The sequence below is a fragment of the Pseudomonas brassicacearum genome, from assembly GCF_003732225.1.
In the GTDB taxonomy this organism is placed as follows: Bacteria; Pseudomonadota; Gammaproteobacteria; order Pseudomonadales; family Pseudomonadaceae; genus Aquipseudomonas; species Aquipseudomonas brassicacearum_E.
This window is the reverse complement of the sequence record NZ_MOBJ01000014.1, coordinates 83,576-98,156: the sequence shown is the minus strand read 5'-3', so window position 1 is coordinate 98,156 and position 14,581 is coordinate 83,576. Positions and strand designations below refer to the sequence as shown.

Genomic DNA, 14,581 nt, shown 5'->3' with positions numbered 1-14,581 from the left:
GATCGAAAACCCTTTTAGTTGCACGACGTTTTAATTAAGTTGCAACGTCGAGTTGAACTGACTGATCGCATCCACCACATGCCGTGAGCCCTGTTGAATTTCCAGGATCACCTCGCCCGCTTCATTGGCCAGTTCCACGCCAAGTCCAGTACGGCTCAAACTTGATTGCATACTCGACACTGCACTCAAGGACAAGTCGTGGTTCTTGCGCACCACATCGACAATTTCCACTGTCGCCTGGCTGGTACGTGCCGCCAGACTGCGCACCTCGTCGGCAACGACCGCAAATCCTCGCCCATGTTCGCCGGCCCGCGCAGCCTCGATAGCGGCGTTGAGCGCCAGCAGATTGGTCTGATCGGCGATGCCGCGAATGGTCTGAACAATGGTGCCGATGATGTCGGACTGCTTGCTCACCGCATCGATGCTGAGGGCCGCTTCGTTGAGATCCCTGGAGATCTCTTCGATGATCTGTACGGTCTGCTGTACCACCTGCGAACCTTTCTGGGCGCAAGCATCGTTTTGCACCGAGGTTGAATGAGCCGACTCGGCGGCGGTCTGCAACGTCGTCACTTGCTGAGTGATGTCGCTGGCGAATTTGACCACCTTATACAAGCGGCCCTTGGCGTCGAAGATCGGGTTGTACGAAGCTTCGAGAAAGACCATACGACCGTGTTTGTCGACCCGTTCAAACCGACGCGAATGGAACTCGCCCCGGTTGAGCGAAGCCCAGAACGCCTTGTAGGCCGCAGACTCGCTCTCCGCTCGGTGACAGAACAGGCTGTGGTGCTGACCCACTACTTCGTTAAGCGAATAGTGCATGGTCTGCAAGAAGTTATCGTTGGCGGTAATCACCCTGCCGTCAGGGGAAAATTCGATCACCGCCATGGCGCGCCCCAGGGCATTCACCAGGCTCTGGCTTTCATGCTCCTGGTTGATCCGGGCCGTGATGTCCGCCGCCACCTTGATCACGCTTCGAACGTGCCGATCCGCTCCGATCACCGGCATGTAGCTGGCCTCAAGCCAGACTTCCTTGCCGGCCTTGTTCAAGCGTAAAAATGTTCCGCTGTCAGGTTCGCCACGGCCCAGCTCGCGCCAGAACCGCTGGTAGTCTTCGCTGTTGGCGTAAGCCTCTTCACAAAAAATCCGGTGATGCTTGCCGCGAATCTCCTCGATGGAGTAGCCGACGGCTTTGCAGAAGTTCTCGTTGGCCTCGAGGATCACGCCAGTGGAATCAAACTCGATCATTGCCATAGAGCGGCTGATCGCCGCCAACTTGGCATTGGCTTCAGTCAACGCGCAGCTCAATCGTTCTATCTCAAGCACGTCAGATTTATGGTGTAGGTTAAACATGGTGGTATCACCTTCAGCGCTGTCTTTTGATTAACGGAAGTTCCTAGTCTTTCACTGGACTTACGACAACTTTCCACAGAACAGGCAAACGCATCCTCACACGAAGGATAAGAGTCAGGTGATCAATGATGTTCAATCGGAGTGTCCGTAACGCAACGCTCTTATCAAGCCATCCGTTTCTTGATGCCCCGCACGCGGGGCCAACCCAACATTCACAAGTAACTCCCTCTAAGAAACACTCCCTTTCGCAACGGTGCCTTTAATTGCGCACTCTTACCGACGGTTCACGGTTCAACTGACTGCCGGCCACAAAGCGCTGACTCAAGCACAATCAGCCTGAGGCATTGACACGCTCACGCTTTATATTTTGACCGACATGCATAGTCACGAGTGAGCATAGACAGCAACGCCACGGATGCAAGGCCATCAATAGGCCATCTTTTTACCGAGGGTCAGAGAGCAGCAGGATGGAGCATCGCCAGCAGCGCCTGCACCGCCGCCGAGGGTTCCCTGAGCGGTGTGGCGACCAGCGCAAACTCTCGATGAACGGGCACCGCCAACGGCAGCACACGCAACCCCTTGCGATGGGTCGGTAAGGTCATTTCCGGAACCAGCGTCACCCCGACGTTTTCCCGAACCAGTGTGAATGCACTGCCCCACTCTCGAACTTCAACCCGTACATCAAGCAGCGCAAGACCTGCATCCGCTGCCAGGCTGCGAGCATTGACGCTGCAACCGCCAGTGGCCAGCACGAACGGTTGCTCGACCAGCTCCGCCAGCATCAACCCGTGCTCGTGGGGTCGGCGGGCCAATGGATGGGCAATCGGCAACACCGCAACCCAGGTATCTCGGCCCAACAATCCGGCATTGCGTTCAGGTGGCGGATTGAGCACCACGCCCAGATCAACCAGGCCAGCGCCGAGTAACGCTTCGACTTCGTTGTCGCTGACCTCCAGCGCTACCACCTGAATACCGGGATAAAGTTGTTTGAACTGACGCAACAGTGGCGGCAGAAACGTCGCGAGCACCATCGGGAAACTGGCCAGGCGGATGGTCCCACGCTGAATATCCCGAGCCACATCGGTGGTGGCCCGGATGGTCTCAAGGGCCAGGAGCATCACCCGCGCCTGTTCGATCACTTGCGCTCCAACGGCGGTCGGCAAGGTCTGACGGTTTTCCCGGACACTGGAACAACAGGACTATCTGCTCGGCGAGCGCTTCAGCATCGCTGATGCTTATCTGTTCACTGTGCTGCGCTGGACTTCCTTGTTCGATATCGACCTGAAGCAATGGCCGCCGCTGGAACGTTTTCAGTCGAAAATTGGCGCACGGCCGGCGGTGAGCGAGGCGCTGGCGGCGGAAGTGGCGCACGCCTGACGACCCAGCGCCTACTCACAACCGCGCTACAAACTGCTGCTGACTTTCGTTGCAACCTGCGCCGGCACCCAGCCCTGCCACACTTGCGGTTGCTCACGCAGGAAGGCTTGTGCGACTTCGCGCGGTTTTTGGCGTTTTTCGCTCATCTGGCCGAGGGTCTGGTTCAGCAAATCGATCGGTACATCAACCTTCTCGAAGAACGCAACCAAGTCCGGGTATTGGGCCTTGAACGGTGCCGAGACGCCGATGGCCAGGTTGGCCGGCATCGAGCGCGTCCCTTTCGGGTGCGGGTTGTTGACGTCGGCCAGGGTCTTCCAGGCTTCGGCGTCGAAGGCCGGTTCGTCGAGTTTTACCAGTTTGAAACGCCCCAACAACGGCGTTGGTGACCAGTAGTAGAAGAGCACCGGTTTGCCACGACGAATCGACGAACTGACCTCGGCATCCAGCGCCGCGCCCAAGCCGGTGCGGAAGTTGACGAAGCTATCAGTCAACGCGTAGGCCTTGAGTTTCTGGCTGTTGACGATCTCCGAGGTCCAGCCGGTGGGACTGTTGAGGAAACGACCGCGAGTCGGGTCTTCCGGATCACGGAACAGGTCCTTGTAGCGCGCCAGATCGGCCACCGATTTCAGCTCCGGCGCCAGTGGTTTGATCCCGCGTTCGGGGTCACCCTTGATCACATATTCCGGCACCCACCACCCTTCGGTGGCGCCCTTGACCGTATCACCCAGGCCGAACACTTTGCCCTCGGCCTGAGCCTTGATCCAGGCCGGACTGCGCCCCGCCCACTCCTCGCCGATGACCTGAATATCATCTTTGGCCAGGGCGGCTTCAAGGCTGACGGTGCTGCCCGGCAGCGTGTCGGTCGGGTAGCCGTAACCTTTCTCGACGATCAACCGCAGGATCTCGGTGATCAGGCTGCCGCTTTCCCAGGTGATGTCGCCAAAGTGAATGGGCGCGACTTTTTCCGTCGCCGGGGCCTGTGTCGCCACAAGGCTGAAGACCAGCAGCGAACTGCCGAGCCAGGTTTTGATTGATCTCATGCGGACCTCTGCAAGGTGGGGTGTGTGAGCAAGGGTTGATTGGCGCTGCGCTGGCAAAGCGCCTGACAGCGGGTCATGTAGACACTGACCGAACGCTGGGAGATGCCCAGTTCGGCGGCAATTTGCGGGTAAGTCAGGCCTTCAAGCCGCGACAACAGAAACGTCGCCCTGACCTTGCCCGGCAAGCGCTCAAGCGCCTGATCGAGCACGCTCAAGGTCTGCCACTGCTGCGTCAGAAATTCCGGTGACGGCCCAAAACCTGGCTGAATGTGCTGCAACTGATCGAGGTGTTCGCGCTCGCGGTCCCGCCGGTACCAGAGGCGATAAGTCACCCGCTGAGCAAGGGTAGTCAGCAAGGCGCGGGGCTGTTGGATCGACGTCAGGTTCGGCGAGTCGAGGAGCTGCGCAAAGGTCTCGGCGGCGACATCTTCGGCGCTGATGCCAGCATCGAGGTAGCCGCGCAAGCGATTGCACAACCAAACATAATGACTGCGGAACAATCCGCCCACGTATTCGCTGTGAGAAAGGTCGGTGCCGGACATGAAGGCTCCAGTTAATAGGGTTGCGCTGGATGTCCGGTGGTCCGGTGCAGCGATCCTAGCAAGGAGCCTTATTCTTTAATAATACTTAAAATCTATTTTTATATATTTATTGGGAATATAAACAATCACATTGTCCGGCAAGCGTTTCAACCCTCAACGCAAGCGTCCAAACCCCAGTTCTTCGGCCTCCTGCTGGTAATCGAGGATGATTTGATAGTCGCTTTCAGTGGCCGGCAAAACCTCGTTTAGCCCCTGGGTCTCAGCCACGTCAGGCAGCTCACTCAATGCCTGATTCATCACCTCGCGTAGGTGCTCGACTTGAGCATCCGTCAGGCTGGCGACACCGATATACGGCAAGGTCGGGCTGAACGCGCTGCGCGCCACCACTTGCAAACCTTCGACTTCCTGCGGCGCATGGCGCGCCAGATAGGCAAAGGTCACGCTGTCGATGGCCGCCAGATCCGCGCGCCCGTCGCGCAGCCAGCACAGGCTTTCACGGTGGCTGCCGCTGACCTCGACGCTGGAGAAAAACTGACCATTGCGTTGCAACGGGGCGATGCGGTGGCGCAGCAGATTCATCCCGCTGTTGGAGTCCTCGCCATTGATCACTGCTCGACAACCCAGCAGCGCCGGCAAGGTACGACGCGGTTCATCGGCACGGGTCAGCAGCACACTGCAATGGCTGCCAGCGCTGCTGTCGGGCAGCTCATAGCGCGGTCGACCGATCACCCGCACCTGCCCGCGCAACGCCGTCATCAGTGGATAGCCGCAGGTCTGAGTGAGCAGCAATTGCGGGGCCAGCCAAAGCTCCCTCAACGACAGATCTTCAGCGCTCAAACGGGTGGCGCCGAGCCGCTCGACGATGCGTTCCAGCCATCGCTCATTAGCCAGGCGTATGGGCTCGGGGGCGACGTACATCAACAGCTCTGCAAAGCCTGAAGTCATGCTCGGTTCTCAACTGAAGGGGTGCCGTGGACTGTCCACGGGACTGAGCCCGTGCTGACGCAACAACTCACCATAGCCGCGTACCAGAAACCCGCCACTGCGTGCCTGCCATTGCTCGCGTCGTGCGCGATAAACCTGCGGCAAATAGAACCACGGCAAACCTGGCAGATCGTGATGCACCAGGTGCAGGTTCAGGTTGAGGAACAACCAGCGCCAAGGCCAGGCGGCCTCGTTGAGCACCGTGCGCTTTTCCGGGTCCGGGTGTGGGCGATGTTCATAGTAGGAACGGATCGTCCCTACCGACAACGCCGGTACGCTGATCAAGAACAGGTAATGCCAGACGGCAACAACACTGTAACGAGCGATGAAGGTCAGCATCAGCACGGTCAGCGCACCATGGGTCAGCCACATCAACCAGGCCTGGCGATTGCCTTGACGTAAACGCTGGAATTCTTCCCTGGCCAGCGCCAGCAAGGCCAGCGGCGCACCGACGGCGAAGCGCCCCAGCACGGTTTTGTTCAGCCAGTGCAGGCTGCGCTCGAACACTGAACTGCCCTGCCACTGCTGTGCGCTCACATAGCGACTTTCCGGATCGCGGCCGGGTAACGTCAGGTCCTCGTCACGGTGATGCACAAGGTGGCTGTCGCGGTACAGGGTGTAGGGATACCAGACGGCAAAAGGTGCGTAACCGAGGAGTTTGTTCAACGTGGTAAAGCGCGTCGGGTGTCCGTGCAACAGCTCATGCTGGACCGACATCCACAGCACCACGATCGGTATCAGCAGCAGCGTACTCAGCCACAGCCCCAGCCAGGCACTGGCCAGCAGCACGCCAAACCAGGCAGCGTAGACGCCAATCAACAGCAGCCAGGTCGGCCATTCGCTGCGACCGGCAAACGTTCGGCGCAGAGCTTCGATTTCTTCACGCAGGTTTTGATCAAGGTAATGGGGCATGGCTCGGCTCAGAACAGGACAAGCAGACAAATGTCGGCCTTATCCCCTTCTGTGCAACGACGCAGGGAAATCTTGCAGATCGATGGGTAATTTACCTGGAAGTGAACGCGGAGCCCGATTGCCGGGCTCCGTCAAAGCGGGCTCAGTGCCCGAACACACCGACCTTTTTGGCCTTTTTGTCAGCGCGTTTTTCAACGGCGGTCTTGGTCGGTTTCTTTTTCGCCGCTTTCTTCGAATCCATGCCTTTGCTCATGATGCACGCTCCACCAACTGGGAATATGGGATCAGGTATACACCTATCTCGCAGCGTTGGTTCTTTTATAATAGGCCCATTTTGCGCAGCGACCCTCTTGCACATGCCCAGCACCCAGTACACCCAGCTTGCCGAGCCACTGTGGCCTTTGTTGAACAAGTTCTACCGCCGTCACCAGTCATCGATGAAAGCCGTTCGCGACGCTCAACTGTGGGTTGGCAAGCGTGACGAGATCATCGCCGGGCTCTGTTTGCGACCGATGGCGGAGGGGTTTTGGCTGACAGGGTTATTTGTCGACCCAGCCCTTCGGGGGCAAGGTATTGCAGCGGCATTGATGGCCCAGGCGCTATTGCAGATCAAAGCGCCGGTGTGGCTGTTCTGCCACCCGGACTTGCGCGGTTTTTATGAGCGTAATGGCTTCACCGCCGGCCCACTGCTGCCCTATGCACTGGCCGAGCGTCTGGCTCGCTACAACCGCAGCAAGCCGATGATTGCCATGGGCCTGGAGTTCGGCAAGTAAACAGCGAAGATCAAAAGATCGCAGCCTTCGGCAGCTCCTACGCCGAGAGCATTCCCCTGTAGGAGCTGCCGAAGGCTGCGATCTTTTAGCGCTTTAGTCATCAACCGCCGGGTCAAGATCCGGAAACATCACCTCGGTAAACCCGAACTTGCGAAAGTCCGAGATCCGCGACGGGTACAACCGGCCGATCAGGTGATCGCATTCGTGTTGCACCACTCGAGCGTGGAAACCCGAGGCGATGCGCACAATCGGCTCGCCCTTGGGATCAAATCCCTCATAGCGAATGTGCTGATAACGCTCCACCGCCCCCCGCAGTCCTGGCACCGACAGGCAACCTTCGAAGCCCTCCTCCAGCGTCGGATCAAGTGGCGTAATCAACGGGTTGATCAGGATCGTCTGCGGTACGGCGTCAGCGTCCGGGTAACGTTCGCTGTGTTCAAAGCCGAAGATCACCAGTTGCAGGTCGACACCGATCTGCGGGGCAGCCAGGCCAACGCCGCCGACGCTTTCCATGGTCTGGAACATGTCGTCGATCAACTGCCACAGCTCGGGGCTGTCGAACATTTCGGCCGGTACCGGCGGAGCGATACGCAGCAGGCGCTCATCGCCCATTTTGAGGATTTCACGGATCATCGTCAGGCTTCGTCAGTGGTCGGGTTGAGCGAGTGGTCCCGGCCCAGTCCCGAAACATGTTGTTTTTCGTCGTGTTCGCCGAAGCCCTTTTCGCCAGGGTGCTTGCCTTCGGTCGACATGTGATCGATCACCGCATTCATCTCCGCACCGAGCAATAGCACCGCAGCGGAAATGTAGAAGTACAGCAACAGCACGATGATCGCGCCGATACTGCCATACATGGCATTGTAGTTGGCGAAGGTTTTGACGTAATAACCAAAGCCCAGCGAAGCGACGATCCACACCACCACCGCCAGCACCGAGCCTGGCGTGATGAAGCGAAACTTCTGCTTCACATCAGGCATCACGTAGTACATCAACGCGACCGCGACCATCAGCAAAATAACGATTACCGGCCAGCGCAGTATCGTCCACAACGTGACAATGAACTCTTCCATGCCGATTTGCGACGCAATCCATTCCATTACCTGCGGACCGAGCACCATCAATGCCGCCGCGACCAGCAACATTCCGGCAACGCCAACGGTGTAGAAGATCGACAGTGGGAAGCGCTTCCAGATCGGCCGGCCTTCGACCACATCGTAGGCGGCGTTCATCGCGCTCATCATCAGCCGCACACCCGCCGAGGCGGTCCACAGGGCAATGACGATACCCACCGAGAGCAATCCACCCTTGGATTGCTGGAGCTGGTCGATCACCGGGTTCACTTGCTCCAGCGCTTGCGGCGGCAATACCAGTTCTGACTGAAGGCGCAGCCAGGAAAAGAAATCCGGCAGGTGCAGGAAACCGATCAGGGCTATCAGAAACAGAATGAAGGGAAACAGCGAGAACAGCATCTGATAGGCCAGCGCCGAGGCATACGTCGACATCTCGTCATTGATGAACTCGGTGACCGTGCGCATCATCACGCGGTGCAAGGGCAAGCCTTTCAACTCCGGGAAAATCATAGCGTCTCCTTTCGCCGCAAAAAAAGGTTGAAGTCGGGGGCGACTCAGGGGCTGTTTTCTACATCAAAGTAACCTACTTGGCGACTTTGAAACAATTTCGGGGGGGTTAAATACAGTAACCGACATAAAAACGGCCATCCGAGGATGGCCGTCACACTGCGCTCACGCAGGTTATTGGGTCAGGCTTTATCGATGGTTTTCTTGATCGCGTCTTTAGCCTTGCCGAGCGCTTGCTGGGCTTCGCCTTTCTTTTCCTGAATCTTGCCTTCGGCTCGCAGTTTGGGGTTGTCGGTGGCTTTACCCACACCTTGCTTGACGTTGCCGACCGCTTCGTTGGCCAGGCCTTTAACTTTATCGCCAGTGCTGCTCATGGTATTTCTCCTGTGAACATTCAAAGGTCAGTGTCGTTACCTAGTGGTTGACTGGTGGGCGTTGCACAGAGTTTCATTTATTTTCATCGGGTCATTTCATCTGCAAATGCAGGTTGGGCTTTATGTTTGCCAGCCAACCCCCGAGAATGCGCAACGTATTCAGGCCGTGGCGCTGAAGATCCAATCCCGTAGGAACGTTATGAAACTCGATAAAAAGCAGGCCATTGCCCGCAGAAACCAGGAACTCGGCGGTGCAGTGCTTGGCGTCAACAATTGCCATTTCACCGAATTGAACCGCAACCGCAACATCTGGTGGTTTGATATCCCGGTTGCGCGTCTGGCCATTGGTCAATACGAGTGGGTTCACCTGCTGATGCACACGCCAGCCACCGACGAACTGCTGCACCTGAAAGTGCCGACGGTGTTCCTGCGCGAGAAGCTCGAAGGCCTGGTGGTACGCAACGAAGGCAAGCGCAAGGCAGCCCTGAGCCTGGAACTGAGCGCCGACAAGGACTCGTACCTTCAGGACATGCGCCCAGCCGGTACCAACGTCAATTTCGCGCAGTTCCGCCTCTGACAGCAAAAGATCGCAGCCTGCGGCAGCTCCTACATTGGATTGATATACATCCCGTAGGAGCTGCCGCAGGCTGCGATCTTTTGATCTTCAACAAAGCCCCGCTCATAAAGACCGGGGCTTTTTGTTTTACGCGCCGACCTTCTTCAAGCCGAGCTTCTTCAGCTCTTCATCGCGCAGTTCGCGACGCAGGATCTTGCCCACGTTGGTGGTCGGCAGCGCATCGCGGAACTCGATGGCTTTCGGCACTTTATAGCCGGTAACGTTGGCACGCATGTGCGTCATCACCTGCTCTTTGGTCAGGGTTACCCCCGGTTTGGCGACGATGAAAATCTTGATCGCCTCGCCCGACTTCTCGTCCGGCACGCCAATGGCCGCGCATTGCAACACGCCTGGCAAGGTGGCCAGCACGTCTTCGAGTTCGTTCGGGTACACGTTGAAACCGGAGACCAGAATCATGTCTTTCTTGCGATCGACAATGCGCATGTAGCCGTCTGGCTGGATCAGCGCGATGTCGCCGGTCTTCAACCAGCCTTCGCTGTCGAGGATCTCGTCGGTGGCTTCCTGGCGCTGCCAGTAGCCCTTCATCACTTGCGGACCTTTCACGCAGAGTTCACCGATTTCGCCCAGCGGCTGTTCAACGCCGGCGTCATCGATAACTTTGCACAGGGTCGACGGAACCGGAATACCGATCGTGCCTACCTGAATGTTCTGGTTTGGATTGACGGTGGCCACCGGGCTGGTTTCGGTCATGCCGTAGCCTTCGCAGATGGCACAACCGGTCACGGCTTTCCAGCGTTCGGCAGCAGCCAGTTGCAGGGCCATGCCACCGGACAAGGTGATTTTCAGGCCTGAGAAGTCCAGCTTGCGGAACGCTTCGTTGTTGCACAGCGCCACAAACAAGGTGTTCAGGCCGACAAAACCGCTGAACTTCCACTTCGACAGTTCCTTGACCATCGCCGGCAGGTCGCGCGGGTTGCTGATCAGGATGTTGTGGTTGCCGATCAGCATCATCGCCATGCAATGAAAGGTGAAGGCATAGATGTGGTACAGCGGCAGCGGCGTGATGAGGATTTCGCAACCTTCATTCAGGTTGGAACCCATCAGCGCCCTGCACTGCATCATGTTCGCCACCAGGTTGCGGTGGGTCAGCATTGCCCCCTTGGCCACGCCGGTGGTGCCGCCGGTGTATTGCAGCACGGCAACGTCGCTGCTGGCCGGGTTGGCTTCGGTCACGGGTTGGCCGAGGCCCTTGCTCAACACGTCATTGAACTTGATGGCCTTGGGCAGATGGAACGCCGGGACCATCTTCTTCACGTACTTGATGACACTGTTGATCAGCAGGCGCTTGAGCGGTGGCAGCAGGTCGGCCACTTCGGTGACGATAACGTGCTTGACGCCCGTCTTGGGCACCACGGCCTCGGCCAGGTGCGCCATGTTCGCCAGGCAAACCAGCGCCTTGGCGCCGGAATCGTTGAATTGGTGTTCCATTTCCCGCGCGGTGTACAGCGGGTTGGTGTTGACCACGATCAAGCCGGCGCGGATGGCACCAAACACGGCGACCGGGTACTGCAGCAGGTTTGGCAGTTGTACTGCGATTCGATCGCCCGGCTGCAAATCGGTATGCTGTTGCAGGTAAGCGGCAAAAGCACCCGACAATTCGTACAGCTCACCGTAGGTGAGTGTCTTGCCCAGGTTACTAAAGGCCGGTTTGTTGGCGAAGCGTTGGCAGGATTGCTTTAACACTGCCTGAATATTCGGATACTCGTCTGGATTGATCTCGGCAGCAATTCCAGCTGGGTACTTATCCTTCCAAAAGTCTTCGATCATGGAAGCCCACTCCTCAGCAACGCGAATTCTTCAGCGCATTTTGCGATTATTATTGGTGTGTGTTTTTTATGGGTGTCTTTTTGTTGGCGAGTCCGGCTTTTACCTAGGCCGAGAAGTCACAAAGCGCGCCGAGAGTAGCAGCTTTGCCAAGGCCCTACTAGAGCCAAATAGAGCCTCTACAGTCACTTTAATGACTCAAGAATAGCAAGCAGTCATTTTAGAGCAAAAATTCTATAACGCTTTGAAAGCCCCGTAAAATGGGCCTTAAAAGCAAAAGATCGCAGCCTTCGGCAGCTCCTAGGCGTATGCATCGCCCGTAGGAGCTGCCGAAGGCTGCGATCTTTTGGCAGCACTTCGATCTATAACCGATCAGGCGATATCGCGCAGCTCCCTTCGCAATATCTTGCCCACCGGTGTCATCGGCAGCGACTCGCGCAGCACAATGTGTTTGGGCACCTTGTAGGCGGTGAAGTTTTCCTTGCAGTAGGCCTTCAGCTCTTCAAGGCTGATTCCTGCTTCACGTGCCACCACGAAGAGCTTCACCGCTTCCCCGGAACGTTCGTCCGGCACGCCGATCACCGCACAGTTCGCGACCTTCGGGTGCGCCATGACCACGTCCTCGATCTCGTTCGGGTATACGTTGAAACCCGAGACGATGATCATGTCTTTCTTGCGGTCGACAATCCGCACAAACCCGTCCGGGTCGATCACCGCGATGTCGCCGGACTTGAACCAGCCCTCGGCATCCAGCACTTCGGCGGTGGCTTCAGGTTTCTGCCAATAGCCCTTCATGATTTGCGGGCCCTTGATGCAAAGCTCGCCGCGCTCGCCCAAGGGCTGTTCGACACCGTCATCATTGATGACTTTCAGCGTAGTGCCCGGCACCGGCAGGCCGACCGTGCCAATGCGCGACTTGTCGCCATACGGGTTGGTGCAGGCCACCGGCGAGGTTTCGGTCAAGCCGTAGCCTTCGGTGATCCGGCAACCGGTCAGTTGCTCCCAACGCTCGGCGGTGGCCTTGACCAGCGCGGTGCCACCAGAGTTGGTGAGTTTGAGGCTGGAGAAGTCCAGGGTTTTGAAGTCCGGATGATCCATCAGCGCGACGAACAGCGTGTTGAGCCCCAGCAGCGCCGAGAACCGCCAGTTTTTCAGCTCTTTGATAAAGCCGGCGATGTCCCGTGGATTGGTGATCAGCACGTTGTGGTTGCCGGTGACCATCATGCACATGCAGTTCGCCGTGAAGGCGTAGATGTGGTACAGCGGCAGCGGCGCGATCATCACTTCCTGACCTTCACGCAGCAGCGGTTTGCCATCGCTGCCGAACTGGCCGAGACAGGCGCGGGCCTGCTGCATGTTGGCAACCAGGTTGCCATGGGTCAGCATCGCGCCCTTGGCCAGCCCGGTGGTGCCGCCGGTGTATTGCAGCACGGCGACATCGTCGAGGCTGACTTTCAATGGCTTGATGCTCTGACCGCGGCCCAGGCGTAACGCGCTCTTGAAGGAAATCGCCTGCGGCAAGTCGTAGGTCGGCACCATCTTCTTGACCTTGTCGACCACGGTGTTGATCAGCCAGCCCTTGGCGGTCGACATCAGGTCGCCCATCTTTGCTTCGATCAGGTACTGAATCTCGGTGTCGGGCAGTACTTCCTGGACCTTCTGCCCGAACATGTTCAGGTACACCAGCGCCCGGGCACCGGAGTCCTTGAACTGGTGACGCATCTCACGCGCGGTGTACAGCGGGTTGGTGTTGACCACAACCAGCCCGGCACGCAGCGCGCCGAACACGGCGATCGGGTAATGCAGGACGTTGGGCATCTGCACCGCGATGCGATCGCCGGGCAGCAGATCGGTCTGCGCTTGCAGGTAGCCGGCGAAAGCCGCGCTGTAGCGTTCCAGCTCCGCATAAGTGAGCGTCACGCCCATGTTACTGAACGCCGGACGGTCAGCGAATTTCTTGCAGGAACGCTCGAACACCTCGATCACCGACTTGTAGGCACCCGGATCGATATCATTGGGTACGCCGGCCGGGCGTTTGTCATTCCAGAAATCAGGTTGCATTGTTCTTGTCCTCTTTACCTGAGCGAATCCGGGCCGCATCTCTGTGACGCTGAAAAGCGGGGCTTCTGGGACACTAGCAGTTATGGTGATTCAGGCAAATATACGCACCCGCTTCATTGATAGTGTGAATCTTGCTGCTGAGGGACACCCACATCGCACGTCCTGTGGATGATGAGCTATACAATGCAACGACGCCGCGCCTAAACAACACCGTGCAAAGGAATCGCCATGATCCACGACACTTTCTGGTTGACCGCGAGTGACCACAGTCAGCTTTTCGTCAACCAGTGGCTGCCCGAGGGCCCGCTCAAGGCGGTGATCCTGCTGTCCCACGGCATGGCTGAACACAGCGGCCGTTATGCGCGGCTGGCGCAGGCTTTATGTGCCGAGGGTTACGGCGTCTATGCGCTGGATCAGCGCGGCCACGGCAAAACCGCCGAAAACGGCGCGCTCGGGCATTTCGCGGACAAGGACGGCTGGCGCAAAGTGGTCGGCGACCTGGCCAGCCTCAACCAGCACATCGGTCAGCACCATCCGGGCATCCCGATCGTGCTACTTGGCCACAGCATGGGCAGCTACATCGCCCAGGCCTACCTGTTGCACCACAGCGCCAGCCTGTACGGCGCTGTGCTCAGCGGCTCGAACTTCCAGCCAACCGCGCTCTACCGCGTGGCACGCCTGATTGCGCGCTTCGAACGCTGGCGCCAGGGTGCTACCGGGCGCAGCGCGTTGATCGAGTGGTTGTCGTTCGGCTCATTCAACAAGCCTTTCAAACCCCATCGCACTCGGTTCGACTGGCTCAGCCGCGACCCGGCCGAAGTCGACAAGTACGTCCACGACCCGCTTTGCGGCTACCGTTGCACCAATCAACTGTGGATCGACCTGCTCGGCGGCTTGCAGCAGATCAGCAAAGCGTCCAATCTCGCGCAGATCGATCCGGGCCTGCCGCTGCTGGTGATCGGCGGTGAATGTGATCCGGTGAGCGAAGGCAAACGTCTCAAGACTCTGGCCGACGCGCTGCGCGGGGCGGGTAGCCAGTGCATGCAACTGAACATTTACCCGCAAGCCCGGCACGAACTGTTCAACGAGAGCAACCGCGATGAAGTGACCGCGGACCTGCTCAAATGGCTGGCCGAGGCGCTGAGCCATCGCCGACCACCCAGAACCGAATAATGTTTGGTTATTTCACT

12 protein-coding genes and 4 pseudogenes are annotated in these 14,581 nt (G+C 58.2%); 4 read left to right on the top strand and 12 right to left on the bottom strand.

Features of this window, described 5'->3' with window-relative positions; all coding sequences use genetic code 11:
• Positions 1-30: 30 nt before the first annotated feature.
• From BK659_RS28350 to BK659_RS20195, 3 pseudogenes are all read right to left on the bottom strand, one after another.
• Positions 31-462, bottom strand: a pseudogene (locus BK659_RS28350) (methyl-accepting chemotaxis protein); the annotation flags it as partial.
• A gap of 111 nt (positions 463-573) precedes the next feature.
• Positions 574-1,350: pseudogene (locus BK659_RS28345) on the bottom strand (PAS domain-containing protein); the annotation flags it as partial.
• A 452-nt stretch (positions 1,351-1,802) separates the two neighbouring features.
• Positions 1,803-2,531, bottom strand: a pseudogene (locus tag BK659_RS20195) (LysR family transcriptional regulator substrate-binding protein); the annotation flags it as partial.
• On the opposite strand from BK659_RS20195, the pseudogene BK659_RS20190 reads away from it, so the two are divergent.
• Positions 2,530-2,727, top strand: a pseudogene (locus tag BK659_RS20190) (glutathione binding-like protein); the annotation flags it as partial. The pseudogenes BK659_RS20195 and BK659_RS20190 sit on opposite strands and share 2 nt — an antisense overlap.
• 26 nt (positions 2,728-2,753) lie before the next feature.
• Here the strand turns inward: BK659_RS20190 and BK659_RS20185 are convergent.
• The 4 genes from BK659_RS20185 to BK659_RS20170 all read right to left on the bottom strand — a co-directional run bounded on the left by BK659_RS20185 (position 2,754) and on the right by BK659_RS20170 (position 6,205).
• Positions 2,754-3,767, bottom strand: coding sequence for an ABC transporter substrate-binding protein (locus BK659_RS20185; RefSeq protein ID WP_123426727.1), 1,014 nt, complete (start codon positions 3,765-3,767; stop codon positions 2,754-2,756).
• Complete coding sequence (locus BK659_RS20180; RefSeq protein WP_123426726.1) at positions 3,764-4,309, bottom strand: sigma-70 family RNA polymerase sigma factor; 546 nt, start codon at positions 4,307-4,309, stop codon at positions 3,764-3,766. Before BK659_RS20180 ends, BK659_RS20185 begins: the two co-directional genes overlap by 4 nt.
• 153 nt (positions 4,310-4,462) lie before the next feature.
• Positions 4,463-5,254: a phosphate/phosphite/phosphonate ABC transporter substrate-binding protein gene (locus tag BK659_RS20175; protein ID WP_123426725.1), complete on the bottom strand. Its 792-nt coding sequence runs from the start codon at positions 5,252-5,254 to the stop codon at positions 4,463-4,465.
• A gap of 9 nt (positions 5,255-5,263) precedes the next feature.
• On the bottom strand, positions 5,264-6,205 hold the full coding sequence (locus BK659_RS20170) for a fatty acid desaturase (protein ID WP_123426724.1): 942 nt from the start codon (positions 6,203-6,205) through the stop codon (positions 5,264-5,266).
• Positions 6,206-6,561: 356 nt separating this feature from the next.
• Here BK659_RS20170 and BK659_RS20165 point away from each other — a divergent pair, with 356 nt between their 5' ends.
• Complete coding sequence (locus BK659_RS20165) at positions 6,562-6,978, top strand: GNAT family N-acetyltransferase (protein ID WP_123426723.1); 417 nt, start codon at positions 6,562-6,564, stop codon at positions 6,976-6,978.
• A gap of 93 nt (positions 6,979-7,071) precedes the next feature.
• On the opposite strand, the gene def is transcribed toward BK659_RS20165, so the two are convergent.
• The 3 genes from def to BK659_RS20150 form a co-directional block, all read right to left on the bottom strand.
• The gene (gene def / locus BK659_RS20160) at positions 7,072-7,611 is read right to left on the bottom strand and encodes a peptide deformylase (protein WP_123426722.1); all 540 of its coding nucleotides are present in this window, start codon (positions 7,609-7,611) and stop codon (positions 7,072-7,074) included.
• Positions 7,612-7,613: 2 nt separating this feature from the next.
• A complete protein-coding gene (locus BK659_RS20155; protein ID WP_123426721.1) occupies positions 7,614-8,558 on the bottom strand; it encodes a YihY/virulence factor BrkB family protein in 945 nt (314 codons plus the stop codon).
• A 179-nt stretch (positions 8,559-8,737) separates the two neighbouring features.
• Positions 8,738-8,929: a CsbD family protein gene (locus tag BK659_RS20150; RefSeq protein WP_123426720.1), complete on the bottom strand. Its 192-nt coding sequence runs from the start codon at positions 8,927-8,929 to the stop codon at positions 8,738-8,740.
• Between the two features lie 199 nt (positions 8,930-9,128).
• On the opposite strand from BK659_RS20150, the gene BK659_RS20145 reads away from it, so the two are divergent.
• Entirely contained in the window at positions 9,129-9,506 is a 378-nt protein-coding gene (locus BK659_RS20145; protein WP_071553721.1) for a hypothetical protein, read from the top strand.
• A gap of 126 nt (positions 9,507-9,632) precedes the next feature.
• Here the strand turns inward: BK659_RS20145 and fadD1 are convergent, their stop codons facing one another.
• The gene (gene fadD1 / locus BK659_RS20140; protein WP_123426719.1) at positions 9,633-11,333 is read right to left on the bottom strand and encodes a long-chain-fatty-acid--CoA ligase FadD1; all 1,701 of its coding nucleotides are present in this window, start codon (positions 11,331-11,333) and stop codon (positions 9,633-9,635) included.
• A gap of 369 nt (positions 11,334-11,702) precedes the next feature.
• Positions 11,703-13,391, bottom strand: coding sequence for a long-chain-fatty-acid--CoA ligase FadD2 (gene fadD2, locus BK659_RS20135; RefSeq protein ID WP_123426718.1), 1,689 nt, complete (start codon positions 13,389-13,391; stop codon positions 11,703-11,705).
• A 228-nt stretch (positions 13,392-13,619) separates the two neighbouring features.
• On the opposite strand from fadD2, the gene BK659_RS20130 reads away from it, so the two are divergent.
• Positions 13,620-14,564, top strand: a complete 945-nt coding sequence (locus BK659_RS20130; protein WP_123426717.1) for an alpha/beta hydrolase — start codon at positions 13,620-13,622, stop codon at positions 14,562-14,564.
• Positions 14,565-14,581 lie beyond the last annotated feature (17 nt).

Coding starts and splice junctions, on each gene's coding strand:
- BK659_RS20165 (WP_123426723.1), top strand. CDS start 6,562: ATGCCCAGCACCCAGTACACCCAGCTTGCCGAGCCACTGTGGCCTTTG.
- fadD2 (WP_123426718.1), bottom strand. CDS start 13,391: ATGCAACCTGATTTCTGGAATGACAAACGCCCGGCCGGCGTACCCAAT.
- fadD1 (WP_123426719.1), bottom strand. CDS start 11,333: ATGATCGAAGACTTTTGGAAGGATAAGTACCCAGCTGGAATTGCTGCC.
- BK659_RS20145 (WP_071553721.1), top strand. CDS start 9,129: ATGAAACTCGATAAAAAGCAGGCCATTGCCCGCAGAAACCAGGAACTC.
- BK659_RS20170 (WP_123426724.1), bottom strand. CDS start 6,205: ATGCCCCATTACCTTGATCAAAACCTGCGTGAAGAAATCGAAGCTCTG.
- BK659_RS20130 (WP_123426717.1), top strand. CDS start 13,620: ATGATCCACGACACTTTCTGGTTGACCGCGAGTGACCACAGTCAGCTT.
- BK659_RS20185 (WP_123426727.1), bottom strand. CDS start 3,767: ATGAGATCAATCAAAACCTGGCTCGGCAGTTCGCTGCTGGTCTTCAGC.
- BK659_RS20155 (WP_123426721.1), bottom strand. CDS start 8,558: ATGATTTTCCCGGAGTTGAAAGGCTTGCCCTTGCACCGCGTGATGATG.
- def (WP_123426722.1), bottom strand. CDS start 7,611: ATGATCCGTGAAATCCTCAAAATGGGCGATGAGCGCCTGCTGCGTATC.
- BK659_RS20180 (WP_123426726.1), bottom strand. CDS start 4,309: ATGTCCGGCACCGACCTTTCTCACAGCGAATACGTGGGCGGATTGTTC.
- BK659_RS20150 (WP_123426720.1), bottom strand. CDS start 8,929: ATGAGCAGCACTGGCGATAAAGTTAAAGGCCTGGCCAACGAAGCGGTC.
- BK659_RS20175 (WP_123426725.1), bottom strand. CDS start 5,254: ATGACTTCAGGCTTTGCAGAGCTGTTGATGTACGTCGCCCCCGAGCCC.